The organism is Glutamicibacter sp. NPDC088483 (genome assembly GCF_044753145.1).
Taxonomy (GTDB): domain Bacteria; phylum Actinomycetota; class Actinomycetes; order Actinomycetales; family Micrococcaceae; genus Glutamicibacter.
Genome location: NZ_JBIVMP010000005.1, coordinates 374,223 through 399,502, shown reverse-complemented (window position 1 = coordinate 399,502; position 25,280 = coordinate 374,223). Strand labels below are relative to the sequence as shown.

27 protein-coding genes are annotated in these 25,280 nt (G+C 61.4%); 5 read left to right on the top strand and 22 right to left on the bottom strand.

Annotated features, from left to right (window positions below):
* Position 1: 1 nt before the first annotated feature.
* Positions 2–682 carry a 4'-phosphopantetheinyl transferase gene (locus tag ACIP6G_RS13040; RefSeq protein WP_400290522.1) on the bottom strand — a complete coding sequence of 227 codons (681 nt, stop codon included), beginning with the start codon at positions 680–682 and terminating at the stop codon, positions 2–4.
* Complete coding sequence (locus ACIP6G_RS13035) at positions 682–2,196, bottom strand: DUF5129 domain-containing protein (RefSeq protein WP_400290519.1); 1,515 nt, start codon at positions 2,194–2,196, stop codon at positions 682–684. The genes ACIP6G_RS13040 and ACIP6G_RS13035 overlap by 1 nt, the downstream gene beginning before the upstream one ends.
* A 294-nt stretch (positions 2,197–2,490) precedes the next feature.
* Between ACIP6G_RS13035 and ACIP6G_RS13030 the strand changes: the two genes are divergently transcribed.
* Positions 2,491–3,012: a phosphoribosyltransferase gene (locus tag ACIP6G_RS13030; RefSeq protein ID WP_105658140.1), complete on the top strand. Its 522-nt coding sequence runs from the start codon at positions 2,491–2,493 to the stop codon at positions 3,010–3,012.
* A gap of 207 nt (positions 3,013–3,219) precedes the next feature.
* Entirely contained in the window at positions 3,220–3,702 is a 483-nt protein-coding gene (locus ACIP6G_RS13025; RefSeq protein WP_400290516.1) for a GNAT family N-acetyltransferase, read from the top strand.
* On the opposite strand, the gene ACIP6G_RS13020 is transcribed toward ACIP6G_RS13025, so the two are convergent.
* The 9 genes from ACIP6G_RS13020 to infC all read right to left on the bottom strand — a co-directional run bounded on the left by ACIP6G_RS13020 (position 3,699) and on the right by infC (position 11,766).
* Complete coding sequence (locus tag ACIP6G_RS13020) at positions 3,699–3,908, bottom strand: hypothetical protein (protein ID WP_400290513.1); 210 nt, start codon at positions 3,906–3,908, stop codon at positions 3,699–3,701. The genes ACIP6G_RS13025 and ACIP6G_RS13020 overlap by 4 nt on opposite strands.
* Positions 3,909–4,061: 153 nt before the next feature.
* Positions 4,062–6,605, bottom strand: coding sequence for a phenylalanine--tRNA ligase subunit beta (pheT, locus tag ACIP6G_RS13015; RefSeq protein WP_400290511.1), 2,544 nt, complete (start codon positions 6,603–6,605; stop codon positions 4,062–4,064).
* A 3-nt stretch (positions 6,606–6,608) separates the two neighbouring features.
* Entirely contained in the window at positions 6,609–7,688 is a 1,080-nt protein-coding gene (gene pheS, locus ACIP6G_RS13010; RefSeq protein WP_105661889.1) for a phenylalanine--tRNA ligase subunit alpha, read from the bottom strand.
* A gap of 142 nt (positions 7,689–7,830) precedes the next feature.
* Positions 7,831–8,472: an LppM family (lipo)protein gene (locus tag ACIP6G_RS13005; RefSeq protein WP_388023849.1), complete on the bottom strand. Its 642-nt coding sequence runs from the start codon at positions 8,470–8,472 to the stop codon at positions 7,831–7,833.
* A 72-nt stretch (positions 8,473–8,544) separates the two neighbouring features.
* A complete protein-coding gene (locus tag ACIP6G_RS13000) occupies positions 8,545–8,985 on the bottom strand; it encodes a (deoxy)nucleoside triphosphate pyrophosphohydrolase (protein WP_400290507.1) in 441 nt (146 codons plus the stop codon).
* Positions 8,975–9,889, bottom strand: a complete 915-nt coding sequence (locus ACIP6G_RS12995) for an RNA methyltransferase (protein WP_105658147.1) — start codon at positions 9,887–9,889, stop codon at positions 8,975–8,977. Before ACIP6G_RS12995 ends, ACIP6G_RS13000 begins: the two co-directional genes overlap by 11 nt.
* A gap of 111 nt (positions 9,890–10,000) precedes the next feature.
* Complete coding sequence (gene rplT / locus ACIP6G_RS12990; RefSeq protein ID WP_105658148.1) at positions 10,001–10,651, bottom strand: 50S ribosomal protein L20; 651 nt, start codon at positions 10,649–10,651, stop codon at positions 10,001–10,003.
* A gap of 104 nt (positions 10,652–10,755) precedes the next feature.
* Positions 10,756–10,950, bottom strand: a complete 195-nt coding sequence (rpmI, locus tag ACIP6G_RS12985; RefSeq protein ID WP_013348480.1) for a 50S ribosomal protein L35 — start codon at positions 10,948–10,950, stop codon at positions 10,756–10,758.
* Positions 10,951–11,115: 165 nt separating this feature from the next.
* Positions 11,116–11,766 (bottom strand): translation initiation factor IF-3, encoded by a 651-nt coding sequence (gene infC, locus ACIP6G_RS12980; RefSeq protein ID WP_388023856.1) that lies wholly within the window; start codon positions 11,764–11,766, stop codon positions 11,116–11,118.
* A 330-nt stretch (positions 11,767–12,096) separates the two neighbouring features.
* On the opposite strand from infC, the gene ACIP6G_RS12975 reads away from it, so the two are divergent.
* Together ACIP6G_RS12975 and ACIP6G_RS12970 are read left to right on the top strand one after the other, a co-directional pair.
* Positions 12,097–12,462 carry a DUF1844 domain-containing protein gene (locus ACIP6G_RS12975; protein ID WP_013348478.1) on the top strand — a complete coding sequence of 122 codons (366 nt, stop codon included), beginning with the start codon at positions 12,097–12,099 and terminating at the stop codon, positions 12,460–12,462.
* 103 nt (positions 12,463–12,565) lie between these two features.
* Positions 12,566–13,111 (top strand): GNAT family N-acetyltransferase, encoded by a 546-nt coding sequence (locus tag ACIP6G_RS12970; RefSeq protein ID WP_400290501.1) that lies wholly within the window; start codon positions 12,566–12,568, stop codon positions 13,109–13,111.
* On the opposite strand, the gene ACIP6G_RS12965 is transcribed toward ACIP6G_RS12970, so the two are convergent.
* From ACIP6G_RS12965 to ACIP6G_RS12930, 8 genes are all read right to left on the bottom strand, one after another.
* Entirely contained in the window at positions 13,108–14,445 is a 1,338-nt protein-coding gene (locus tag ACIP6G_RS12965; protein ID WP_105658151.1) for an MFS transporter, read from the bottom strand. The two genes, ACIP6G_RS12970 and ACIP6G_RS12965, sit on opposite strands and share 4 nt — an antisense overlap.
* 41 nt (positions 14,446–14,486) lie before the next feature.
* Positions 14,487–15,368 (bottom strand): SseB family protein, encoded by an 882-nt coding sequence (locus ACIP6G_RS12960; protein WP_105658152.1) that lies wholly within the window; start codon positions 15,366–15,368, stop codon positions 14,487–14,489.
* A gap of 221 nt (positions 15,369–15,589) precedes the next feature.
* Positions 15,590–16,327 (bottom strand): bifunctional 1-(5-phosphoribosyl)-5-((5-phosphoribosylamino)methylideneamino)imidazole-4-carboxamide isomerase/phosphoribosylanthranilate isomerase PriA, encoded by a 738-nt coding sequence (gene priA / locus ACIP6G_RS12955; RefSeq protein WP_105658153.1) that lies wholly within the window; start codon positions 16,325–16,327, stop codon positions 15,590–15,592.
* Positions 16,328–16,354: 27 nt separating this feature from the next.
* Positions 16,355–16,504, bottom strand: coding sequence for a hypothetical protein (locus tag ACIP6G_RS12950; protein ID WP_166650645.1), 150 nt, complete (start codon positions 16,502–16,504; stop codon positions 16,355–16,357).
* A 2-nt stretch (positions 16,505–16,506) separates the two neighbouring features.
* The gene (hisH, locus tag ACIP6G_RS12945; RefSeq protein ID WP_105658154.1) at positions 16,507–17,142 is read right to left on the bottom strand and encodes an imidazole glycerol phosphate synthase subunit HisH; all 636 of its coding nucleotides are present in this window, start codon (positions 17,140–17,142) and stop codon (positions 16,507–16,509) included.
* Positions 17,143–17,763 (bottom strand): imidazoleglycerol-phosphate dehydratase HisB, encoded by a 621-nt coding sequence (gene hisB, locus ACIP6G_RS12940; protein WP_013348471.1) that lies wholly within the window; start codon positions 17,761–17,763, stop codon positions 17,143–17,145.
* A gap of 22 nt (positions 17,764–17,785) precedes the next feature.
* Entirely contained in the window at positions 17,786–18,892 is a 1,107-nt protein-coding gene (locus ACIP6G_RS12935) for a histidinol-phosphate transaminase (protein WP_400290496.1), read from the bottom strand.
* 81 nt (positions 18,893–18,973) lie between these two features.
* The gene (locus ACIP6G_RS12930; RefSeq protein WP_105658156.1) at positions 18,974–19,327 is read right to left on the bottom strand and encodes a LysM peptidoglycan-binding domain-containing protein; all 354 of its coding nucleotides are present in this window, start codon (positions 19,325–19,327) and stop codon (positions 18,974–18,976) included.
* A 258-nt stretch (positions 19,328–19,585) separates the two neighbouring features.
* Between ACIP6G_RS12930 and lexA the strand changes: the two genes are divergently transcribed.
* Positions 19,586–20,305, top strand: a complete 720-nt coding sequence (lexA, locus tag ACIP6G_RS12925; RefSeq protein WP_105658157.1) for a transcriptional repressor LexA — start codon at positions 19,586–19,588, stop codon at positions 20,303–20,305.
* Positions 20,306–20,361: 56 nt separating this feature from the next.
* Here lexA and ACIP6G_RS12920 read toward each other — a convergent pair whose 3' ends face one another.
* The 3 genes from ACIP6G_RS12920 to hflX all read right to left on the bottom strand — a co-directional run bounded on the left by ACIP6G_RS12920 (position 20,362) and on the right by hflX (position 25,198).
* Positions 20,362–21,441, bottom strand: coding sequence for a glycoside hydrolase family 76 protein (locus tag ACIP6G_RS12920; protein WP_400290492.1), 1,080 nt, complete (start codon positions 21,439–21,441; stop codon positions 20,362–20,364).
* 105 nt (positions 21,442–21,546) lie between these two features.
* A complete protein-coding gene (locus ACIP6G_RS12915) occupies positions 21,547–23,544 on the bottom strand; it encodes an ATP-dependent DNA helicase (protein ID WP_105658159.1) in 1,998 nt (665 codons plus the stop codon).
* Positions 23,537–25,198 carry a GTPase HflX gene (gene hflX, locus ACIP6G_RS12910; protein ID WP_400290489.1) on the bottom strand — a complete coding sequence of 554 codons (1,662 nt, stop codon included), beginning with the start codon at positions 25,196–25,198 and terminating at the stop codon, positions 23,537–23,539. The genes ACIP6G_RS12915 and hflX overlap by 8 nt, the downstream gene beginning before the upstream one ends.
* Between the last annotated feature and the right edge of the window lie 82 nt (positions 25,199–25,280).

The window sequence follows — 25,280 nt, the reverse complement described above, 5'->3', positions numbered from 1 at the left end:
GCTAGGGAACGATGACGCAGGTCCCCAGCAGCCCTTGGCCGCGCGGTCCTTCGGCGTTCCAGCGACCGCTCATCGATGCGAGAGCATGCCGCGCGGCAACCGGTCCCGTAGCCCGGATTCCTGCGTGGAAACGGCGGGACTGCGCATCGACGCGAATCTCGCATTCCAGGAAATCCAGCCACTGCCTGGTCAGCGGGAACCACGCCTTGAAGACGCTTTCCTTGGCGCTGAAAATCAGCCGGTCCCAGGCGATGCCCGGATGGTGCGCCGATAGCTCGGCGGCCATCACCTGCTCTTCGGGAAGCAAGATGATGTCGAGGATTTCTGCCGGCAGCGGAGCATGCAGTTCGGCGTCGATGCCAAGGCCGCGAATATCGTTGGCGGAGGCTACTGCCGCTGCACGGAAGCCAGCGCAATGGGTCATGCTCCCCACCACGCCAGCTGGCCAGATCGGTGCCCGTTTTTGATCTGGAACCAAGGCAACGCCCGCATGGCCCAGTTGTGCCAGCGCTCGGCGAGCGCAGACACGGACAGTACGGAATTCCTGCTGCCGCTCAGGCACCGCCTCGGCGATGTACCGTTCTTCTTCCCCATAGGATCGGCCGTCTTCCAGCTCGGTACGCGACTGGACCACATGTACCGAAGACGGCAGCAGCTCTGCGAAGATATCGTTGCCTTCCATCAGAAGCGCGAAGATCCGCCAGCGCCGGAGAAGCTTCCGCCCCCAGAGTATCCGCCGGAGACTCCGCCCGACGAGCTCGCTGCTTCACGCGACTCGGCCACTGCGCTGACGCCCGCGGAATATCCGTGGTGGTAGCCACCCACCCGCCAATACATCGATGCGGGATTCAAAACGTCCAGGATGGTGCCGGAACGGCCGTCATATGCCCCGGATTCGTAGCGGGATTTCTTCAATGCCGATTGCATGTCGGCCTTCTCTTCGGCACTTTCCGCATACACTTCGATTTGAGCTTGGCCGAAGACATCCAGCTTTTCGGTCAATTCGGCACGCAACTCCGATAATCCATCGAGCGCTTGATCCACCGTGATCGATTCTTCCTTCAGCTGCGCTGACAGTTCGCCGAGCTGCGTGGTTGCCATTTCCCGGTAGGAAGCCAAGGCGGCCGCGCTGCCCATCAATTCCGGCTCTACGTCGTTGAGCAACTCCCTGATCTCGTCCAGGTCCTCTTCTAGCGGCTCGGTCTGTGCATGCCACGCCTCTTCCCAGGATGCTGAACGGGTATAAAGCGCCGCCGCGGCGATGATGGCGTCATCGGTCAGGTCCAGGGACTGCGCTGTTTCGCGGAACTCCTTGGCGAAGCGAACGCCTTCGGAGCCGGAGCGCTCCTTCTTGCCCGAGTCTTCCAGTGCCTGCTGCGCTTCAAAACAAGCACGGTATTTGGCCATGAACTTGGTGAAGCGCTGCTCCAGCTCGGCTGCATGCCCTGAAGCCGACGGCAGCGTACGAGCCGCCAATTCGGTTTCTTCCAGATCCATCGTGACGTTGGTCAGGTGCAAGGTCCCCTGATGCAGTTCTTCCGCGAAGGTTTTCCGCCGCGTTGACCGAGTGTGCAGTGCGACGCCGCCGATAATGGCAGCCACGAGGCCTCCGACGCCCGTGGATATCCACAAGGCCGGGTGCTGGTACCAGGGCCGATTCATGATCACGGCCGCCTGATCGGCTACCGCAATGACGCCGTCGGTCCACCGGGATAGATTGAAGTCGTCGTAGCCGGCTTCGTGGATGCTCTCCATGGAGCTCTCTGAGACCTTGCGGTCTTCGCCGAAGTACGTGCCGATCTGTCCATCTCCTTCTCCTTCGATGGACAAGGTGATGATGAACAGGCCGTCGGCCCAGTAGTCGCCATAGTCTTCGGGCTTCCCTGATATCCATTCCGGATGGGATGACTTGGCGTATTCCAGCGTCTTGGTGTTGATGTCATCGGAGTATTCTCCGTTGCGGGCGTAGATTGCCACGTCTGTGGGCTCGTTGAAATCGAGCTCGTCCAGTGCATCACGCAGCCGCTGCTCATTGAGCTTGCCGGTGGAATCCTCGATGGTGACTGATTCCAGGTTCTGCCCGGCCACGACCTGCACACCGGTGGCAGCTTGCGCGGCAGGCAGGGCGCCAGCCAGGCCCAAGGAAAGTGCCGCTGCGGTAACGGCTATTCGAATGCTTCGGGTTCGTGGGCCCACGATGCGTCTCCTTCTTTCGAGTTCCGGGTTATCTCCGGCTGATGGCCTTTCTCCTATCCTAGCGAGCCGGGGTGTGGCATCGATCATCCTTAAGACGGCTTTCGGCGCATTGGGGCCGCAACGCGCTTGTTCCAACCGGGATTCGCCGAAAAGTGATGGATTCCTCAAGCAGGTGCATTGCATGCCTATTCATGCCTGATCAACGGATGGGAATCCTCCGGGCATGGGAGGAAAAAATGATCGATTGGTTTGAACTGGACAGCACCGCACCAAATTCGGGGCTAAAATTGCAGAATGACTAGCATTGACGATTCCGGGGCATCCGTCCTTTCAGAACCAGAGCGCGAGATCCTCACTTGGGACACCTTCGGTGAAGCTTCCCGCGAACTGGCACAGACCATTGTCGACGACGGCTTCGAGCCGGACATCGTTCTGGCAGTAGCACGAGGCGGCCTGCTGCTGGCCGGCTCGATTTCCTACGCTCTGGGCGTCAAGGCCTGCGGTGCGCTGAACGTGGAGTTCTACACCGGCATCGGCACCGTCCTGCCGGAGCCAGTGGTTCTTCCTCCAATGCTGGACGATGGCCACCTGCGCGACAAGAAGATCCTGATCGTTGACGATGTCTCCGACTCCGGCCGCACCCTTGAAAAGGTTGTCGATCTGGTGTCTGCCTGGGGCGCCGAGGTCAAGACCGTCTGCCTGTACACCAAGCCGCGCACCATCATGGTCCCGGATTACGAATGGCGCCGCACCGACAAGTGGATTACCTTCCCATGGTCGGATCTGCCACCAGTTACCGCTGGCGCAGCCAAGTAAAGTATTTGAATTTCAGCAGGGAACGGCGAACTTTCGCCGTTCCCTGCTTTTGTTTCGAAGCTACTGCCGCGGGCGCAAGTCCAGGCTGAATCCGGGGCATTGCGGAAAGTCCCCGGTGAAGTCGGCTTCCATCCCGAAGGACTCGTAGAAGAACTACGGCCAATGAAACAAGTTTGCGCGCGCTTCGTTCCCGCATAGGCTGAACCCATGGGTCCTTCACTGCTGCTAACGCCAATGACCGAGGCGGATGCAGATTTCGTTGCGCGCCTGGCTGCAGACGAACGCGTCATGGCCCATATCGGCGACGGAAGCACATGGAGCCTGGAGTACACCGCGCAACGCGTGGATCATGCCCTGAGCAGTCCGGAGATCTCCTGGTTTATCGCGCGCCGCCAGAATTCTCCGGTTGGACTTTTCACCGCTACCGAACGCAGGCATGCCACCGAAATCGGCTATTGGATCGCCCCGGAATGCTGGGGCCAAGGCTTGGCGAAGGAAATAGTCAGCGAGGGGCTCGCGCAATTGCAGGAAACCGGTCGAAGCGCATTTATCGCTCGTGCCGATGCCTCGAATATCGCCTCGCTGAAAGTGCTTGCCCGTTACGGGTTCATCGCGCAGGCGAAGGAAGGCCCTGGGCTCATAACGTTGACACGGGTTCTTCCCACTGTACCGGTGCCACCTGCCAGCTAGGGCGTGTAGGTTTCCGATGGGCGGAGCCTATCGGGTGCTTCTTCCTCTACCGTAGCGCTCGGGGTCGCCGGTTCTTCGAGGTGGGTTCCGGCGCCACGCTGGATAAACAGCACCGCTGCCCAGCCTGCCGCGATGAGGACGGCAACGGCCAGGATCCCGAGGAAGAACACCAGCAGCACAGTACCGCATGAACGCAATCCCTTCACTTCAAGCCTCTTCCCTCATCTAGTCGCATTGTCGGGATATCCCAGATCAAGTGTAGTCCTCAACCTGGCCAACCCGGGCATGGCGACAAAGCAAAATGCCCTGCCGCTTCCCGATCATCGGGAGAGCAGCAGGGCATCTGGCAGGCCGAAAGCCTAGCGCTGGGAAGCGCCGAACTTCTCGGTAGCCGCAGCCACCGCGGCGGCACGAGCCTCGGAGGCCTCGTCGGCGGTCAGGGTGCGGTCGGCGGCACGGAACCTCAGGCCGAAGGCCAACGACTTCTTGCCGTCTTCGATGCCCTGGCCCTGGTACACGTCGAACAGCGCGATGTCTTCGAGCAGTTCACCGGCGCCTTCGCGAAGGGCGGCAAGCACATCTCCAGCCACGACGTCCTGGTCGACAACCAAGGCCACGTCCTGGGTAGCCAGCGGCTGGGCGGACAGGTGCTGCTGGGCAACAACCACTGCAGGTGCAGCAGCCATCAGTGCGGCAGCATTCAGTTCCATGGCCACGGTACGTGCTGGCAGGTCCTGGTCCTTGAGCAGCTGCGGGTGCAGTTCACCGGCGTAGCCAACGACCTGCCCGGAAACCTTCAGTACTGCAACACGGCCCGGGTGGAAGGCCTGGTGGCTGCCCTGGGCAACCTCAAGCTCAACGCCGAGGACATCTGCTGCGCAGTGCGCCGCATCCAGCGCGTCGGCCCAGTCCCAGGCACGCGGTGCGAAGCCGGCCGCAGCCGATGCTTCGCGGCCGGTGAGAACCGCGGCCAGGTGCCATGGCTGGTCAGGGACGCCGTTGAACAGTTCGGCCAGGACCTCATCGCTTGGCTTTTCACCTAGCGGAGGCAGAACCGAGGAACCCAGCTGCGTACCTGGCAGGAAGACGAGGCCGCCTTCATACAGTGCCAGGTCGCGGAAGCCACGGCCGATGTTGCGGCGAGCGGTTTCCAGCAAGCCCGGCAGCAGCGAGGTGCGCAGGAAGCGGAATTCCTTGGAAATCGGGTTGGCCAGCGAAATGGCCTTGACCTCGGTACCGGCTTGCGCAGCACCAAAGGTGCTGTTCTGCGCTTCGGAAACGAATGGGTAGTTCAAGACCTCGGTCAGCCCTGCATCTGCCAAGCCCTGCAGCAGGCGGCGGCGCTGGGACTGGGCGCGGGTCAGGCCACGGCCCGGAGGGGCCACAGGCAAGGTCGCCGGGATCTTGTCATAGCCGACTACACGGGCTACTTCCTCGACCAGGTCTTCCTTGATGTCCAAATCCGGGCGCCAGCTTGGTGCGGTGACCAGGAAGCCCTCGGCGTTCTGCTCAACGCTCGCGCCGATGCCTTCCAGCGCGGTGATGGTCTGCTCATCGGTGTAGTCCACGCCGATCAGGGCTCCAGCGAAACCTGCCGGCAGCTGGATCTGGGTGTCGGAAGGAATCTGGCCCGCGTCGGTGGCCTTGGTGGTTTCGGTGCCGCCGGCCAGCTGCACCAGCAGGTCCACGGCACGCTGGGCCGCGATTTGCATGATGCGTGGGTCCACGCCACGCTCGAAGCGCTTGGAGGCTTCGGAAGGCAGCTTGTGGCGACGGCGCGAACGGCCGATGGACACGGTGTCGAAGTGCGCGGCTTCGACCAGCACGCGGCTGGTCGAATCCGAGACCTCGGTGGCCGCGCCGCCCATGACGCCGGCAATGCCAATGGCGCCGGACTCATCGGTGATCAGCAGGTCCTCGACCGACAGCTCGCGTTCCTTGGCATCCAAGGTCACCAGCTTTTCGCCGGCGTTGGCGCGGCGCACGGTAATCGCACCGGCAAGCTTGTCAGCATCGTAGAAGTGCAGTGGCGCGCCGAGTTCCAGCATGACGTAGTTGGAGATATCGACTACCAGCGAGATCGAGCGCATGCCGGCCAGCTGCAGGCGCGAAGCCATCCAGCGCGGGGTCGGGAGGCTCGGGTTGATGCCGGTGACCTCGCGGGTCACGAAGCGGGTGCAGCCCGGTACGCCGTAGATCGGCGCTTCGTCGCGGAGCACTACTTCATGGCCGGCTTCGGTGGTTTCCGAAACGGTCACGATCGATGCGGGATCGGTGAAGGAGGTGCCGGTGGCCAGCGCGTATTCGCGCGCTACGCCGCGGATCGAGAAGCAGTAGCCGCGGTCCGGGGTCACGTTGATCTCCGCCGCCTGGTCATCCAGGCCGAAGAGCTCGAAGACGTCGGTGCCCAGTTCCGGGTCCAGGCCCAGCTTGGACAGGACCATGATGCCGTCGTGGTCTTCGCCGATGCCCAGCTCGCGGGAGGAAGCGATCATGCCCGCCGAAGTGTGGCCGTAGGTCTTGCGCGGCGAGATCTTGAAGTCCCCTGGCAGCACGGCGCCGGGCAGGGTGACAACGACCTTGTCGCCTTCGACGAAGTTGTGCGCACCGCACACGATCCCCTGCACGCCCGAGGGGTCGATGCCCTTGCCGGTCAGGGTCTGCTCGGCGCCTTCTGGAACCACGCGAACCTGGCACCAGTTGATGGTCTTGCCATTGGAGGCAACTTCCTTTTCCAGGGAAATCACCTGGCCGACCACGATGGGGCCCGAGAGCTCATCGCTTGGACGGTGGACGTCTTCTTCTTCGAGGCCGACCTTGACCAGGTCTGCCATGACGTCTTCAGCCGATGCGTCGGCTGGTACCTGCGCGTACTCGCGCAGCCAAGATAGTGGAATACGCATTGCTTAGATCTCCATCCCGAAGTGCTGGCTGAAACGGATGTCGCCCTCGATCATGTCGTGCATGTCTGGGACATCGTTGCGGAACATGAGCGTGCGCTCGATGCCCATGCCGAAGGCGAAGCCGGAGTACTCTTCGGGATCAATGCCAGCTGCGCGCAGCACGTTCGGGTTGATCATGCCGCAGCCACCCCACTCGATCCAGCGCGGTCCGCCCTTGGCACCTGGGTGCCAGATGTCCAGCTCTGCCGATGGCTCGGTGAACGGGAAGTAGGCAGGGCGCAGACGGATCTGCGCTTCGGCACCGAACATCTGCCGGGCGAAGTGCTCCAGGGTGCCGCGCAGGTCGGCCATGGTCAGTCCCTTGTCCACGGCCAGGCCTTCGAACTGGTGGAAAACCGGGGTGTGGGTGGCATCGAGCTCATCGGTGCGGAAGGTGCGCCCAGGGCACAGCACGTAGACCGGCACATCGCGCTCGAGCATCGAGCGGACCTGCACCGGGGAGGTGTGGGTACGCAGCACCAGGTGCGCGTCGGCAGGCTCCACGAAGAAGGTGTCCTGCATTTCGCGGGCAGGATGGTCCGGCTTGAAGTTCAGCGCGTCGAAGTTGAACCATTCGGATTCGACTTCCGGGCCCTCGGCGATTTCCCAGCCCATGCCGACGAAGATGTCGGATACACGGTCCTGCAGGACCGAGAGCGGGTGGCGGGCGCCAACGCTGCGGCGGCGGGCGGCCGCGGTGACATCCACGGTTTCTTCGACCAGGATGCGGGCGGCTTCGGCTTCTTCGAGCACGGTGGTGCGGGCAGCCAGGGCCTTGTTGACCCGTCCGCGGGCACCGCCGACCAGCTTGCCGGCAACAGCCTTCTGGGTCTTGTCCAGCTTGCCGATCTGGCGGTTGGCCAGGGACAGCGCGGACTTCTCGCCGGTGTGGGCCAGGCGCGCTTCCTTCAGCTCGTTCAGGTCGCCAGCGGCCTGGATGGCTGCCAGGGCGGCGTCGACCGCGCCCTGGATGCCGGCTTCATCGGTTGGGTGCGGAACATTGGACTCCCCGACAGGAGCTTGTTCAGTTGTCTGATCAGACATGGGATCGATCGATCCTTACTCTTATCTTGTACTTACGCGTAGAACACTTTGCTTCCATTCTATGGCTAAGGGCCCGTGATCGTTTCACCGATGACGGGCCCTTGGCGTGAAGCTTCTTACCTTGAAGCAGGATTGCTGCTCATTAATGCGATTCCTTGGCACCCTTTGGCGCGAAAGCGGCAACGAAGACGAAGGTCAAAACCAGCAGCGCCCCGCCGAATACTGCGGAGTAGAACATGGTGTGGTCGACCTTGGCGGTGGCCTGGTAGGCGGCGGCGCCCTTGATCATGTCGAAGGTGACGGTGTGGTGCTCGACGGTACCCGGGGTGTGCGAGGTGACTGCGCCGGGGAAGGTGACGTGCAGGTTCGCTTCGGTGAAGGAAGAATCCACGGTGGCTTTGTCGCCCGGCATCGAGAAGGAGTATTCCTTCCCGTCATCGCCCAGGTTGATTTCGAAGCCGAAGACGCGGAATGCGTCAGCCAGCTGGACGTAGGTCATCGGGCTGGTGGTTTCAAAGCGCAGGCCGACGTTTTCGCCATCATCGATGTTGCTGTAGCTCCACTGGTCCCCCAGCTGCTGTTCCATCATTTCGATGTCGATCTGGCTCTCGAGGACTTCTTCAAAGCTGACGCCATTGAGCGTCGACTTGTGCAGGGTCAGCTGCATGGCCCCGGCGACCTTGTCTTTGCCCAAGACGTCGACTTCTGCGTTCATGTTGACGCAACCAGAAAGGGCTAGGACGGCGGCGAAGGCCAGAGCGATAACGCTCATAAATCGCTTCACGAAAAGTGCTCCTCAAAATATCGGCTATAGCCACAGTGCCAGAAGTTGGCGCGGTAACAAGCTTACGGGTGTTTAGTGCTGCGCCCCGGCACGTGCCTGGGCCAGGCATGCCGCCACGATCGGCGCATCGGCTGGAATCCACGGGACGACGGCGGACAGCGAGTCATCGAGTTCCAGCCAGGCCAGCTGGTCATGCCCGTCCAGGGTCGCTGGCTCGCCCTCGGTGATCTGGGCGAACCACATGCGCATGGCGGCCTTCTCGTTCAGCTGCCACCCTTGGGGATGCGGGCCTGGGATGGGCGCGCCAAGACGCATCTGCACCCCGAGTTCCTCGCGCAGCTCGCGGTGCACGGCCTGGACTTCGCTCTCGCCGGGTTCGACTTTTCCACCGGGGAATTCCCAGAGCCCGGCAAGGGCTTGAGGGCGGTTGCGGCGCGCGGCCAGGAGCTTGGTGGGCCGGGCCAGGTCATCGACGATGGCCACGGCAACAATTTGCTTGAGTTCAGCTGCCATGGGAGTCCAGTGCGCTCCGATTCGCTGAGCGCTGGGCGCGGGCCGAAGCGTACAGGCAGACGGTGGATGCGGTACCCACGTTCAGGGATTCGGCAACACCGTAGAGCGGCACGGCCACGCGGTAGTCGGCGGCGTCCTTCTCGTGCTCCTCCAGCCCCTGGCCTTCATTGCCGAACAGCCACAGGGTTGGCGCTTCCAGCACCGGCTGTGCTTCTGGCGCTTCGGTGCCTGGCTGGCTTGCACGCAGCACGGCGGCATCCTGCAGGGTGTCCAGGTTGTGCGCCGCATAGCCGTCGGCGGCCAGGATCTGGCTTCCGGTGGTCTTCGCGGCGGCGACCAGGTGGTCGAATTCGATGTTGTTCAGCACCGGTACGTGGAACAGCGAGCCGGCGGTGGAGCGCACGGCCTTCGGGTTGTAGATATCCACGCTGCCCTTGGTCAGGATCACCGCATCGGCTCCGGCGGCATCGGCGGCACGCAGGATGGTGCCGGCATTGCCCGGGTCCTGGATGCGGCAGAGCACGGCGATCAGCTTCGGCTTGGTGTCCAGCACCTCGCTCAGCTGCGGCTGGGACATGGCGACCACGGCAAGAATGCCCTGCGGGGTCTGGGTGTCAGCCATGGCGTGCAGCACTTCGCCGGTGACGATGCGGGTTGGAACCTTGGCGCTATCGAGCAGCTGCACGAATTCTTCGTGGCTCTCCAGAAAGCCGCCGACAACGTAGACGCCCTGGACCAGGTTGTCGTCCTCCAGATGGGCCTTGAGTGCTTCGCGTACCGCCTGCGGGCCCTCAACGAGGTATTCGCCGGTGGCTTCGCGCCCCTTGCTCTTGGCCAGACGCGCGATGGCCTTGACTCGTTCGGCGCGTGGATTGGACATCACTTCTGGAGGAAAACTGCTCATGTCTCGAGAATACCGGTAGAAACATGCAAAGGGCGGGTCCGCGCTGTGCGCGGGACCCACCCTTCGGTGTGATCTGTCCTACCTGAGCCTCAGCTCAAAGGGAGAAGAGATTTACTTCATCTGCTGACGGGATTCGCCGCCAGCTGGTTCGAAGCCTGCAGCCTTGGCAGCTTCGATGGAGTTGAACCAGAACTCGGCTTCGGTCTGGTCGTACCAGGTCGAGCCTGGAACGTGGTACTTGTTCGAGCCAGCGTTGCCCTTGATGATGAAGCCCTCAGGTGCGTCTTCGCCTTCAACGGCCTTGACTACGCCTTCGCCCTCGACGGACTTGGCAGCAGCCTTTGGAGCCTTGGCAGCCTTAGGTGCAGCAACCTCAGCAGCGGCAGCCTTTGGGGCGTTGACGTCAGCTGGAAGTGCATCCTTGGCAAGCTTTACCAGGGTAGCGAAAGCGTTCGAGTCCGAAACAGCCAGCTCTGCGAGCATACGACGGTCAACCTCGATCTGAGCAGCCTTCAGGCCCTGGATCAGACGGTTGTAGGTCATGCCGTTGGCGCGGGATGCAGCGTTGATGCGCTGGATCCACAGGCGGCGGAAGTCGCCCTTGCGCTTACGGCGGTCGTTGAAGCTGTAAACGAACGAGTGGAGCAGCTGCTCCTTGGCCTTACGGTACAGGCGCGAACGCTGACCGCGGTAACCCTTTGCGCGTTCCAGAACGACGCGACGCTTCTTGTGGGCGTTTACTGCCCGCTTCACACGTGCCACGTGTGTACTCCTTCAAGTCAGTTCCCCAGTGCCCGCGATTTTGCGGGATGGGTGAAATCTATGGGTGGTGGGGTATTGCTTCCCCGTATTGCGAAAGGGAGAGCTTAGAGGCCCAGCATCCGCTTGATGGTCTTTACATCGGCCTTAGCGACGATCTGGTCAGAAGCCAGGCGACGGGTAACGCGCGAGGACTTGTGCTCCAGGTAGTGGCGACGGTTGGCCTGCTGGCGAGCGAGCTTACCGCTACCGGTGAGCTTGAAGCGCTTCTTGGCGCCACTGTGAGTCTTGAACTTCGGCATAGCTGCCGTTCTCCTTACGTGCTCCACCCGGTAAAGCACCGGGTGGGGATCATCCGAAGCGGGCCCCGATAAAGGTGACCGCTGTTGTTCTCTTGTAGTTGGACCTTCCCGGAAGAAGATCCTTCACCGTGAACGGTGACGGGCTCGAAAGCCCAACAGGCTTGGCTAGGCGTCGCCTTCAGCTGCCTGACGTGCCTGCTCCAACTTGGCGCGGGCTTCATCATCCATGGAAGCTGCGACATTCTGGCCCTCGGTCTCAGCCGGCGCGTCGGTGCGGATCTTGCGCTTGGCCGCGCTGCGGCCACCCGACTTCTGCTGCTGTTCGCGGCGAGCCTCTGCCTTGTTCTTCAGCGGACCAACAACCATGACCATGTTTCGGCCATCGATGCGCGGGCTGGATTCAATGATTCCAACTTCGGCGACGTCTGCTGCAAACTTTTCAAGCAAGCGAATGCCCATCTCTGGACGCTGCTGCTCACGACCACGGAACTGGATCATGGCCTTGACCTTGTCGCCGGCGCCCAGGAAGCGCAGTGCGTGGCCAACCTTGGTCTCGTAGTCGTGGGTGTCGATCTTCAGGCGGAAGCGGACTTCCTTCAAGACCGTGTTGGTCTGGTTCTTACGAGCTTCGCGAGCCTTGACAGCGGCTTCGTACTTGTACTTGCCGAAATCCATCAATTTGCACACTGGAGGCTTGGCGCTGGGTGCCACCTCGACCAAGTCCAGATCGGACTCGAGAGCAAGACGAAGCGCGTCCTCGATACGGACGATGCCTACCTGCTCGCCATTAGGGCCGACGAGACGTACCTCTGGCACGCGAATGCGCTCATTAATGCGTGGATCGCTGATGTGTCACTCCTGAAATTCGTAATCCATGACCGCAAACAAAGAAGGCCCCCGTCTGCGATTGCAGGCGAAGGCCAAAAAGAACGACAAAGCCGAACACGGGATTGCTCCTGCGTAAGCGCTTGGGGAATGCATTGCTGCAATCCTGCCGAAATACCCGGAAGCCTGGAAACGGCGACAGCGGGTGGGAGTTGGCCTCCACTTGCATGGCTCAATACTAGTACGAATCCCTCATCCAGTGCTAGCTGGAGAACTGCGAGAAGTACCGGCATCGAGTCGGTCTGTGACAAGCTTAGCAGTATGACTAACGAAGACACCAACTCGCACCAGCACGCTGTCGACCAGCAGGTGCGCGATATCGCAGAAGTTGCAGCCGTTGAAATCATCACCACGGCCGCCGTCCACCTGATGAGTGCAGCAGCAGTCAAGTGCGGACTTGCAGAGGGCGAAGATGCCAATGAGCTGAAGGATCTCGATGAGGCCCGCAAGCTGATCACCGCACTGGCAGGCCTAGTCACCGCCGGTGCGCCTGAGATCGGCTCGCAGCACGCAGCGCCTTTGCGTGACGGCCTGCGCAGCCTGCAGCTGGCCTTCCGCGAAGCTTCGATCATCCCGGATGCACCAGGCAAGGGCCCGGGCGAGAAGTTCACCGGACCGGTCAACTAGGTAATATTGGCTGAATTTTAAGAGATTAACATCATGGACTCGTTTCCCCAGGGAAACGGGTCCATTGTTGTCTGGATCACCACGCTAGGTTGGAATCATGCAGATGCTCGAACAACCAGTGATCGTCGCCGGCGCTTTCCGGCTCCGCCCCTTCCAGCCCAGCGACATTCCTGCCGTGAGGCAGGCCTCCACGGACCCCTACATTACGCAAATCACCACGGTCCCGGCGCAAGGAACTGAAGCCGGCTATGCGGCATTCATCGAGCGCCAGCACCGCCGGGTGGCCGAGGGCAGCGGGTATTCATTTGCCATAGCCGAAACGGCCACGGATCGTGCCGTCGGGCAAATCGGCTTGTGGCTGCGCAATGCCGACCACGGCAGGGCCAGCATCGGGTACTGGATCGCACCGGAGCACCGCAGGCGCGGCATTGCCAAGCACGCGTTGGCAGCGCTCGGCGCCTGGGCATTGGAGCATCCGGGAATCGACCGGATCGAGCTCTACGTGGAGCCGTGGAACGAGGGGTCGTGGCGGGCCGCTGAAGCGTGCGGCTTCCAGCGTGAAGGCTTGCTGCGCAGCTGGGAACAGGTGGGCACCGCACGCAGGGACATGTACATGTACTCGCGGCTCAGGGCAGCTCCACGAGCCTAGGCGATCGTTTCCAGGCGACGGCGGCGGGCGCGGCGAACGCGGCGGCGGATCTGCTGCGCAATCAAGGCAATCACCACGACCACTGCAGCCATGGCGCCGATGCCAAGGAAGGCCGGGGCGGGTCCGAGGTTGTCGACGAATATGCCGGTGATCGGCGATCCCAACGCGGTGCCAGCGGTCATCGCAGAGCCATACCAGCCCATGGCTTCGCCGCGACGCTTTTCGGCCACCAAGTCGGTGAGCCACTCAGAGGCCGCCGACAGCGTCGGCGCGCACAGGAAGCCGGGAAGTGCGGAGAACAGCGCCAATGACCAGGTATCCCACGCGAAGTACATGGGGATCGTCAGCACGGCCATGCTCAGCAGCAGCACCAGTGGAGAAATAACCCGCTTCATCGACCCGTAGATCAGGCCGCCGACCAGCGAGGCTCCGCACCAGAAGAAGAACACCAGACCCAGCTGGTGGCTCTGCGCCGACGCGTCCAATTCGGCCACGATGGCCACTTCTGTGCCGGTGAGCAGCATGCCTGCTCCGGCCGCGGCAATGAATACTGCCAGGACCGAAGCACTGACCCAGTTGAAACGGTTCTTGAAGTTGCGGCCACGCTGCTTGATGCGGGCGCGGGCAGACTTCATGCCGGCTGCGATCAGCTCGCCCTCGACTTCGGGTACACCCATCGGCGCGGCCGCAATGAAGCTGGCCTCCGCCCCCAAGCGTTCCTCGTGCACGTTGGCCCGCGAGGCGATCGCCTTGGGATCATCGCTGCGCGTTGGCGGATTCAGGATCATCAGCGCCAACCCGGCAACCGTCGAGGTCACGCCGATGACGCTCAATCCAATGACGCTGCTGATCTGGGTGGCGACAATGCCGGCGCTTGCAGGTCCGACGATGAACACCAGTTCGGTGGCGGTGGCATCCAAGGCGAAGGCGGTACGGCGTTGTTCGCCGGTGGTCATGATGCCCAGCGCGGTACGCACCACTGAGAAGACCGGTAGCGCGAAGAGTCCGCCGATGAAGGCCAGCGGGTACACCCAGACCAGTGGAACATGCGGCACCGTGCACCAGACGAGTGTTTCGACGATCACCGATGGGATCATCGCGCGGCGCAGTCCCCAGACATCAACGCGGGCACCGCGCCACGGGGCGCCAATGGCGATGCCCAAGGTCATGACGGCCGTGACCAGACCGGCCGAAACCCAGGATTGGCCGAGGTTGTTCACCAGGTGCAGGAGCAGCAGCATGCTCAATGCAGAGTGCGGAAGTCGGGCAATCATGCCAATCAGCAACAGAAGTGAGATCTGCGGTTGACGCAAAATCTGCCAATAGCTTTTCATGCCCGGAAAGTTCCTTGTCTGGTCGAAAGGAGCCCGCCGGTTTAGTTCGGCGCGCTGTGCAAACTGAGTTCGAGGGAATCCACTGCTTCAGCGAATTCGGTGTTTTGGGACAAACGTCCGTGGATTGCGCGAGTCGTCTCGCGAGCGTCGTTCTCGCTCGTTCCGGGAGCAAAAACAAACTGCAAGTTCAGTTCCGGTCCGGGACCTCCGCCAAGGACCACTTGCCCGTCCTTGCTGCGTGAGCCGACTCCCCTGCCCGGGGCAACCTTGACGGTCTGCAACTGGCCAAAGCCTTCGGTTGCATCCTGCACCAGGTTGGCGATCTGCTGGTTCTGATAACTCGGAATCCAGTCGATCTGCTTCGCCAGGTTCCAGACCCCCGGTCGTCGAAGTACGAAGGTGAATTCGCTTCCGGGATCGAGTACCAGCAGCTGGCATTCCTCGCTGACTGCCGAGAGGGCCGCCCGCGGGGCGTAAACCGCCACTGGTCGAGCTTCCTTGTGCCAAGCTTGCAATCGTTCGACGGTCGTGAAGATCGGCAGGGCCATGCGGCCATCTGGAGCCTTGATTTTCACCAGCGCCATATCGGCTTCCTTGTCGGATGCGAAGCCGTGTTCCGTCATGGCTTCTTCGCCGAGCTGGGCTACCACCGCAACGAAAACGCGTGCCTCGGACAAGGATTTATGCACCTCGCCCTCCCCTGCGCTGCCATCGCGCAAGGCCGCCAGTGCGGCAACGACGTTGGCGTCGGCCTTGCCGTCGTCCTTGTCGAAATTATGCAGGGGGTTGCCTTCACCGCTCAGGTCCCGGCCTTCCCAGTCCTGACCGGCAGAGTCGGTGCTAGAGCCTGCCTGCGCCAGTGCAGCGACAATATGTCCCGGCAGGTGGCGTTTGGGTGCAGATTCAGGTTGCTCGGTACTCATAGCTCCATGCTATCGGTGGTTTCGGGGTTGTTGGAGGGAAGTTTCAAAACTGCAGTCATGAGCTTGGACACCCCTATCCGATGATTTCAGATTTCTTTCCCAGCACCTGCGCGCAGTCGCGGGCCCGAGGAGGGAAAGACCGGGATCCGCTTTCACGAATAAAAAAAGACGATTCAAAAGCACGAGCTTCTGAATCGTCTTTCCCTGCTGCAGCATGGGGCCTAGCGGCGACCTGCTACATCGAGCGCTTCTTGCAAGGTGAATTGGCCCGAGTACAGCGCCTTGCCCATGATGGCTCCTTCGATGCCTTCTGGAACCAGCTCGCGCAAGACCCGGAGGTCTTCGAGCGAGGAGATGCCGCCCGAGGCGACAATCGGCTTGCTGGTCTTGGCAGCGATTTCGCGCAATAGTTCAACGTTCGGTCCGCGCAGGGTGCCGTCCTTGGTCACGTCGGTGACGACGTAACGGGCGCATCCGGCATCTTCGAGGCGGGCCAGAACATCCCACAGGTCGCCTCCGTCCTTGGTCCAGCCGTGGCCGGACAAGGTGGTTCCGCGCACGTCCATGCCCACGGCGATCTTGTCACCGTGGCGGGCAATGGCCTGCTTGGTCCATTCCGGGTTCTCCAGCGCGGCGGTTCCGAGGTTGACGCGGGTAGCACCGAATTCCAGGGCCCGGTCAAGTGAAGCGTCATCGCGGATACCGCCGGAGAGCTCGACCTTGATATCCAGTTCCTTGGCAATGCGCTGGACAATCTCAACATTGCTGCCACGGTCAAAGGCTGCGTCCAGGTCGACCAGGTGCAGCCATTCAGCGCCGGCATTCTGCCAGGAGAGCGCAGCTTCCAGCGGGTCGCCGTATCCGGTCTCGGAACCGGCTTCGCCCTGGACCAGGCGCACTGCCTGTCCGCCAGCGATATCTACTGCAGGCAAAAGTTCGAGGATTGGTTGCTCGCTCATGATGTCCTTAGTGAAGAAGTAATGTGATTAGTAAGTCAATGACCAGGCTGCGATCAGGCTCAGGCCTGCAAGTACCCACAGCGCGATGATCCATGAGATATGGGCCTTCTGGCTCTTCAGCGAAATGGCTCCGCCAATCAGGAAGGCCCCGACAACGCCCAGAATGAGGGTCCACATGCCTAGAGCGTCCCCAACCAGTTGCGAAGCAGCTGCGCGCCAGCGTCCCCGGACTTCTCCGGGTGAAACTGCACTGCCGATAGCGGGCCGTTCTCGACGGCGGCCACGAAGGGCGTTCCGTGCGTCGACCAGGTCACCTGTGGCGGGGTCATCGCTGGCTGCGTTACGTCGAATTCCCACTTCTGAACAGCGTAGGAGTGCACGAAGTAGAATCGTTCACCCTCGATGCCGGCGAACAGCTTGGATCCTTCCGGCGGGCGTACCGTGTTCCAGCCCATGTGCGGGATGACATCCGACTGCAGGCGTTCAACCTTGCCCGGCCATTCGCCAATGCCTTCGGTTTTCACACCGTGTTCCACGCCTTCTTCAAAGAAGACCTGGTGTCCCACGCAGATACCCAAAACCGGCAGGCCCCCGGCAATGCGGCGACCGATCCAGCGCAGGGAACCGGTTTTGGCCAGCTGCTCCATGACCGAGGCGTAGGCGCCAACACCGGGGACTACCAGGCCGTCGGCGGCCACGATCTTCTTCGGATCTGCGGTCAGTTCCACTTCGGCGCCGGCGGCTTCCAAAGCGCGCACAGCGGAGCGGACGTTGCCGGAACCATAATCCAGGACAACTACTGTTTTCTTTTCCACTTACAGTGCACCCTTCGTGGATGGGATCTTGTCGCCCATGCGCTCATCGCGCTCTACCGCTTCGCGCAATGCGCGCGCGAAGGACTTGAACTGCGCTTCAACGATGTGGTGCGGGTCGCGACCCGAGAGCACCTCGATGTGAGCACAGATCTGTGCGTGGAAAGTGATGGCTTCGAAGACGTGACGGGTCATCGAACCGGTGAAGTGACCACCGATCAGGTGGTATTCCTGGCCCGCAGGCTCGCCGGAGTGCACGAGGTATGGCCGGCCCGACACATCGACTACCGAACGGGACAGGGCTTCGTCCAGTGGAGCGTAGGAGGTGCCGAAGCGGCGGATGCCGGCCTTGTTGCCCAGTGCCACGCGCAGTACTTCGCCAATGGTGATCGCGGTGTCCTCGACGGTGTGGTGAACGTCGATGTGGGTATCGCCGGTTGCACGCACGGTGAGATCGATGAGCGAATGCTTGGATAGCGCAGTCAGCATGTGGTCGTAGAACGGCACCGAGGTGCTGATCTCAGAGACACCGGTGCCATCGAGGTCCAGTTCAACGAATACGGACGATTCGCTGGTCACGCGTTCCATGCGGGCGCGACGTGCGCCAATCAATTCGGCAGACATGTCTTCCTTCGCTTGTCTTTGATTACTTCTGCGAGCCGAGCAGTTCGGCAAGTCGTTCCAAGAAGGCTGTGGTTTCCGATTCGGTTCCTGCCGTAACACGCAAGGTTCCCGGGATTCCATTGTCGCGGATGATGATGCCGGCTTCCAACAGGCCTTCCCAAATCTTGCGGGGGTCTTCGACGCCACCGAAGAAGACGAAGTTGGAGTCGGAGACCGATGGCTTGAGGCCAAGTTCCTTCAGGCGCGCGACGATGCGGTCCCGCTGGGACTTGATGTCCTCGACCTGGGCCAACAGCAACTCGATGTTCTTCAAGGCCGCGATGGCGGTTGCCTGGGTCACTGCCGACAGGTGGTATGGCAGTCGCACCAAGCGGATGGCATCGGTGACTTCTGGCGCAGCGGCCAGGTAGCCTACGCGCGCACCGGCCAGGCCGAAAGCCTTGGACATGGTGCGCGAGACAATCAGCCGCTGGCGGCCTTCGAGCAGGCTCAGCGCCGAGGTGGTGCTGGCCAAGGAGAACTCGGCGTACGCCTCATCCACGATCACCATGCCGTTATGCTCGCTCATGGCTTCATATACCGCGGTGATGACGTCCAGGCCAAGGGCCGTGCCGGTGGGGTTATTCGGAGAGCAGAGAAAAACGATGTTCGGCTTGTGCTCGCGAACCTGTGCGGCTGCGGAATCGGCGGACAACGTGAAATCTGCGGCGCGTTCACCGGCGATATATTTCGTGTCAGTACCACTGGCAAGCAGCGGGTACATGGAGTAGGTAGGGCCGAAGCTCATCACGGCACGGCCGGGGCCGCCAAAGGCTTGCAGGATTTGCTGCAGGATTTCATTGGAACCGTTAGCGGCCCAGATATTGTCCTTTGTGAGCGAGTGGCCGAGGTAATCGGCTAGGAGTTCGCGAAGCTCGGTGAACTCGCGGTCCGGATACCGGTTCAACGTTGCCGCCGCCTTGGCCACCTCTTGTGCAATGGCATCGACGACTGTCGGTGGCAACGGATGGGTGTTCTCGTTGACGTTCAGCTGGATGGGCACGTCAATTTGTGGTGCGCCATAAGGGGATAGCCCGCGGAGATTCTCACGCAAGGGCAGCTGACTCAAAAGTTCACTGCGGTCATTCACGCATCAAGTCTACGTGCGCAGCGCGCCTGCCGGTGAATCCGCTACGGCCACAGGTAACAAACTCGAAGCAAGCTGGGGAAGCTAGCCGGCAAGGACCGGAATCGAGAGGGTTTCGCCGACCTGGATTTCGCTGCCGGTCAGGGCATTGAGTTCGGCGATGTGGCCCACTGCCGAGGTCACGTCGTAACCGGTGGCGTAATCCCGGGCCAGGCTCCACAGCGTATCCCCTGGAATAACGGTGACATCAACGGTTCCGACTCCAACAGGAGTATCGGCTGCGGCATGCGCGTCAGAGGCAAACATGGAGATGAAGAAAGCTGCGGCGATGGTGAGTGCGAAAATGGGCATACCCACAAGCACGGCCCATCCGCGACGGTTGATGCGGATCTTCAGTGGTGCCTGGGTCTGATTTGAGTCAAGTGCGACGGTTGCCATGACTTTGTCTCCTCAAGAAATTCAAGTGATGCGAATTTGTATTCGAAAGCGTAGATTCGAAAACTTGTTCGAACCTCGTATATCTGTTCTAACAGAGGTTTGCGGAACTTGTCCAGAAGTTTTCGAACAAATCTTTGAAAGAAGCTCGCTTATCTACTAAGATTTCGAAGTAGACGAGCAATGAAAACATCTCACCATCTAGCGCCGACAGTTTGGACTTACGAACTTTCGAATGATTGCTAGGGAAGGCAAAATCTCATGTCAGCTTCACAACGCACTCCCCGATCGAATGCACGTTCGCTGACGATTCGCCAAAAGAAGATCCTGGAGACGATCCAGCGGTCAATCGGCAAGAACGGTTATCCACCATCGATGCGTGAGATTGGTGACGCAGTGGGGCTCAAGAGCCTTTCGAGCGTCACCCACCAGCTGAGCCAGCTGGAAAAGCTCGGCTATATCCGTCGAGATCCACGCCGTCCGCGCGCAATGGAAATCCTGCTGCCTCTGCAGCTGGCCGAAGACGCCGAGAAGGCCGAAGTTTCGAAGCCGGTCGAGCCAGATGCCAGCGAAGACGCCAAGATCATTGAATTGAGCACTTCCGCTGACACCACCATGGTTCCCCTGGTTGGCCGTATCGCTGCCGGCGGTCCGATCCTTGCCGAACAGTCCGTCGAAGATGTTTTCTCGTTGCCTCGTCAGCTCGTAGGCCACGGCGAACTGTTCATGCTCAAGGTTTCCGGCGATTCAATGGTTGACGCTGCGATTTGCGATGGCGACTGGGTAGTTGTCCGCCGCCAGCAGACGGCGGACAACGGCGACATCGTAGCTGCCCTGCTCGATGAAGAAGCCACGGTAAAGACTTTCCGGCAGCGTGACGGGCACACCTGGCTGCTTCCGCAGAACTCGCGCTACGAACCAATTTTGGGTGATGCCGCAACGATCATGGGACGCGTCGTCTCGGTGATGCGCTCGCTCTAGAATACGTACGGTCATTGCGCTGGTGCTTGGCACCAGCGCAATTCTCGTTTAACCCGCTATTGGCCGGCGTTCAACTCGAATTGAGCGGCCGCCGAGAAGATCATCCAGCGTTGGATTGCCGCCGAAAGCCGGCGTGGCTCCTGGTCAGCCAGATGGCGCGCCGTTGCCATGACCAGCCTCCTGGCCTGCTCCCGGCTCCGGGCTTCCAAGCGGACATCATTACCGGCGAGGGCCAGATATCGGCAGAGTATCCCCGCGAACAGGTTGCCGTCTCCCCCGCTGTTGAACGAGAGGACCCCGGCAGCAGTTGACAGCGATTTCGTGGTGGCATCGATCAGTACTTGAGCGTGAGCCAGATCAGCAGGCTCGCCAAGCTCAAGCAATGCCCCGAGCACCAGGCCCTGGTTATAGGTGTAGACCGCTGGTTCCACGGCGTGTCCCTGCGTGGTCAACCGAAGTCCGTCCAGATACAGTCCTCGCTCCACGCTGAACAGATTCTTTTCCAGCCACTGGAGAAGCTCTCGCGCGGTCTCTTTCTCCCCGGTACGGGCAAAGAACAGTGCCGCCGGCGCGTTGGCTGGCGTGTTCTTGAAATCCCGCTTTCTGGACCAGTACAGGCCGCCGTCCAGCACCCCATCCATGCCGGCATGGAGCTGCCGTCCCAGCGTCCGAACTGCCGCCTCGGCAGGACGGCTCCTGTGCCCCGTCACCAGCTGCGTGAACTTTGACAGGCGGCCGCTGGCCAGGGCAAGCCAAGCCATGTCGTCGAAGAAGTAGTTGGGCAAGATCCCGAAGTTTCGAATTCGAATGCCGCGCAATAGGCCGTTGGCCCGGGCAAGCGCTTCGCGCGCCCGGTGTTCGTTGCCTTCGTCCCAGTACGATCGGCCCTCATCGATGATGGCATCCAGATAGTGCGCCTGCCACCAATAGTTCCACTCCGCAAGCGGGTGCGCGAAACCATTGAGATTGCTGAGCATGCTTCCGTCGCGCAACCGATGCGCTTTGCTGTAGCTCTGTCCAATCCACGTTCCGGGCAACCCCATGAGGCGATGCCCGAACCGCTGGTGGGTGTCGATCGCGGCTTGGTGCGCCAATTCCTGCATGGACTCCATGGTGCCTTCCGATTCGAGCTTCATCAGTTCTTGTCACAGACCTTAGTGCATCTGGAAGCATCATGCTGGTACCGGTTAAAGAACACGAGCTGTCCCGAAGGACAGCTCAAGTTCATATTCTGGTTGCGGCTATTTCCCGCCCGGGTTCAATCGCTTGAGAACACCAGTAATGACCTTCTTATCGACAGTCGGCCACATCGGAGGCAGGGTAGCTTTCAAGAAGCTGCCATACCGCGCCGTGGCCATGCGCGAATCAAGGATCGCCACAACGCCCTTATCCCCGACCGAACGAATCAAGCGCCCAGCACCCTGGGCCAGGCGAATCGCCGCATGGGTGGCGGCAACCTGCATGAAGCCATTTCCGCCATGCTTGGCCACGTCCTCGGAACGGGCCTTGGAGATAGGATCATCCGGGCGCGGGAAAGGAATCTTGTCGATGATGACCAGCCGGCAAGAATCGCCTGGCACGTCCACGCCCTGCCACAAGGTCATGGTTCCAAACAGGCAGGTGTCGCGTTCGCTGCTGAACTGTTCGACCAGCGACTTCATGCTGGCTTCACCCTGGCACAAGATTTCCACGTCCAGGCGCTCGCGCAAGATGCTTGCCGCTTCCTCGGCGGAACGCTTGGAAGTGAACAGCGCCAAGGCGCCGCCACCGGAGGCCTTGATGAGATCTTCGATCTCATCCAGCGTCTCCGCCGCCAGTTGGCGTCCTGGCTTGGGCAGGTGCTTGGCCACGTAGAGGATGCCCTGCTTGGGGTAATCGAAAGGGCTGCCAACATCTACGCCGGTCCATGATGGAGCGCCGGCGCCCATCAGGCCCAAGGAGCCTGCTACCGAGTCGAACTGCGAGCCAATGGCCAAGGTGGCGCTGGTCAATACGACCGTGCGCCCGTCGAAGAGGCCCTCGCGCAACTTGCCGGCCACCGACAACGGTGCCACGTTCAAGGTTGCAGGCTGGCTCTCATCGGCCTCGACGTAGCCCCGGCCTTCGACAAACTCCCGCGGACGGGTGGTGTACAGGACCTCGCGGCGTTCTTCGGATTCGAGCATGCGAATCGCATCATCCATCACGGCCTGCAGCTGGGAGCGGGCAGTCTGGCGGCCGCCATCGGCCGGTGCATTGGCTTCGGGCTTGGACAGCGCCAGAGCCAGCCGGGCCTGCTCCACGATGTCGTTCAGGGCAATGCCCATGTCTTCGCGCAGACCATGTTCCAGCAAGCCTGTCGGCAACCCGGTCAACGACTTTTCCAGGCGGTTTGCGGCCTTGACCATCTCATCCGCATTGATACCGCAATGGCGCTTGGCACCGCCAGCGGCGGTAAGCACCATGCGCGAGGAGAGCGCGCCCGAAACCGAGCTGGTCACGCGATCTTGCAGTTCGTGGGCCTCATCGATGATCGCGACTTCGAAGTCCGGGAGAACCGAAAGCCCCTCGAAGGCCGAAACCGCCAGCAACGCATGGTTCGTAATGACCACGTCGGACTCGGCGGCACGGGCACGCGCCATTTCCGAGAAGCATTCGTCCGCCATCGGGCACTTCTGCGAGCCGAGGCACTCCATGGCCGAAACCGAGACCTGCTTCCAAGCCTTGTCACTAACCCCGGGCACCAGTTCATCGCGGTCACCCGTGTCGGTCTCTTCGGCCCATTCACGCAGTTTCATTACTTCGCTAGCCAGCGGCGAGTAAGTGGTGCCGGCAGGTATCGCCGGCTCGTCCATGGAAAAAAGAGTGCCTTCGTCATCCGGGTATCCGCCGCCGAGCTTGTACTGGCACAGGTAGTTCGAGCGCCCCTTGAGCAGCGCGACATCCATCGGGCGCGAGAGCTTGCCCTTGAGCGAGTCGAGTAATCGCGGTACGTCACGGCCGACAATCTGCGATTGCAGCGCCAATGTCGCGGTGGAGACGATCACTGGCTTGGCGCTGGTTTGCGCGTGGGCCAGTGCCGGAATCAGGTAGCCCATGGACTTGCCCGTTCCGGTACCGGCCTGCACCAGCAAATGCTTTTCGTCTTCCAACGCGCTGACCACGTGCTTGACCATTTCCTGCTGGCCGGTGCGCATGGCGCCGCCCATGGAAGTGACCGCGGCCTCCAGGAGCCCCAGGGCCTGCTCTTGCTTATCCATGAAGGTTGAAGGTCTCCAACTCTGCGGCAAAGGAATCGCGCACCTTGACGATCAGCCGGGTGCCCTCCTCCAGGTGTTCGCTTTCCAGGATCTCGGATTCGCTCTGGTGCAGCTTGGCGATCAAATCCCCCCGGTTGTAGGGAATGAGTACCTCAACCTGGACTCCGGGGCGTGGAATCGAGGAACTGATCTTTTCCAGCAGCTCCTGGATGCCTTCACCGGTATGCGCAGAGACAACCACAGTGTTGGATTCCTTGTTGCGGATGCGTTCGATAACGAACGGATCAGCCACATCAGCCTTATTCACCACGATGATCTCTGGGATGTTCAACGCGTCGACTTCGCCGAGCACGGTGCGCACGGCCTGGATCTGCCCTTCGGGATCCGGATGGGACCCGTCAACGACGTGCAGGATGAGATCCGAATCGGCGATTTCCTCCAAAGTGGAACGGAAGGCTTCCACCAGCTGGGTCGGAAGGTTGGAAACGAATCCCACGGTATCGGCCAGGGTGTAGGTCAGCCCGTCTTCGGTCGCCGACTGGCGAACGGTCGGGTCCAGGGTAGCGAACAGCGCGTTCTCCACCAGCACACCGGCGTTGGTCAGTCGGTTAAGCAGCGATGACTTGCCAGCGTTGGTGTAGCCGGCAATGGCTACGGCCGGAACCTCATTGCGCTTGCGGTTGGCACGCTTGGCTTCGCGCGCAGGCTTCATGGCCTTGATCTCGCGGCGCAGCTTCGCCATGCGGTCGCGAATGCGGCGGCGGTCCATTTCAATCTTGGTTTCACCCGGTCCACGCGAACCGATACCGCCACCGGCGGCACCCACGCGGCCACCGGCCTGGCGGGACATCGATTCTCCCCAACCGCGAAGGCGCGGCAGCAGGTATTCGAGCTGGGCCAGTTCAACCTGCGCCTTGCCCTCTCGCGACTGGGCATGCTGCGCAAAGATATCCAGGATCAGGCTGGTGCGGTCGATCACCTTGACCTTGACGATATCCTCCAAGGCGCGACGCTGCGAAGGAGCCAGCTCTGCATCGACAACCACGGTATCGGCGCCAGTGGAAGCAACAATTCCGCGCAGCTCTTCAGCCTTGCCCGAGCCGAGGAAAGTCGATGGGTCCGGCTTGCTGCGACGCTGCACCAGCCCGTCCAGGACCTCCGAGCCGGCGGTCTCTGCCAAAGCGGCGAGCTCACGCAGGGAATTCTCGGCGTCGGTGACGGTGCCGTCGCTCCAGATGCCAGCCAGCACGACGCGTTCCAGGCGCAGCTGGCGGTACTCGACTTCGGTGACGTCTTCCAGTTCCGTGGACAGGCCTGCGACGCGGCGCAGCGCACGGCGGTCGTCCAAATCTTCCTGGTCCCCGTCGAAATGGGTGAGGCCGGAGGAAAAACGGTTCAGTGCAGAGGCTTGCCCGGCGAAGATGGAACTCTCTTCTTCGCCGAAGTGCTGGACCTGCGGGCTCTGCGCATCGTCGGCTGCGAGGATTCGATCGATGGCGGCCTGGATCTGGGCATCATCCATAGATGCCGAATCGTGCTCGTGTGACTCGGAGTTAGTCATGGTCTCCTTAGAAGTACTTCGCTTTCCAGAATAGTGCGGGTGGGCCCCACTTTGCGACGTGGCGCGTTCAGTTTCGGTTGGTTCATCAAACATTCGTGGTCCTTTGCAAGGAGTAAAGGTCTATGAGCAGACAGGTGAATGCATGGTTACCGGTGAGCAAAGGCGAATGCGGGGT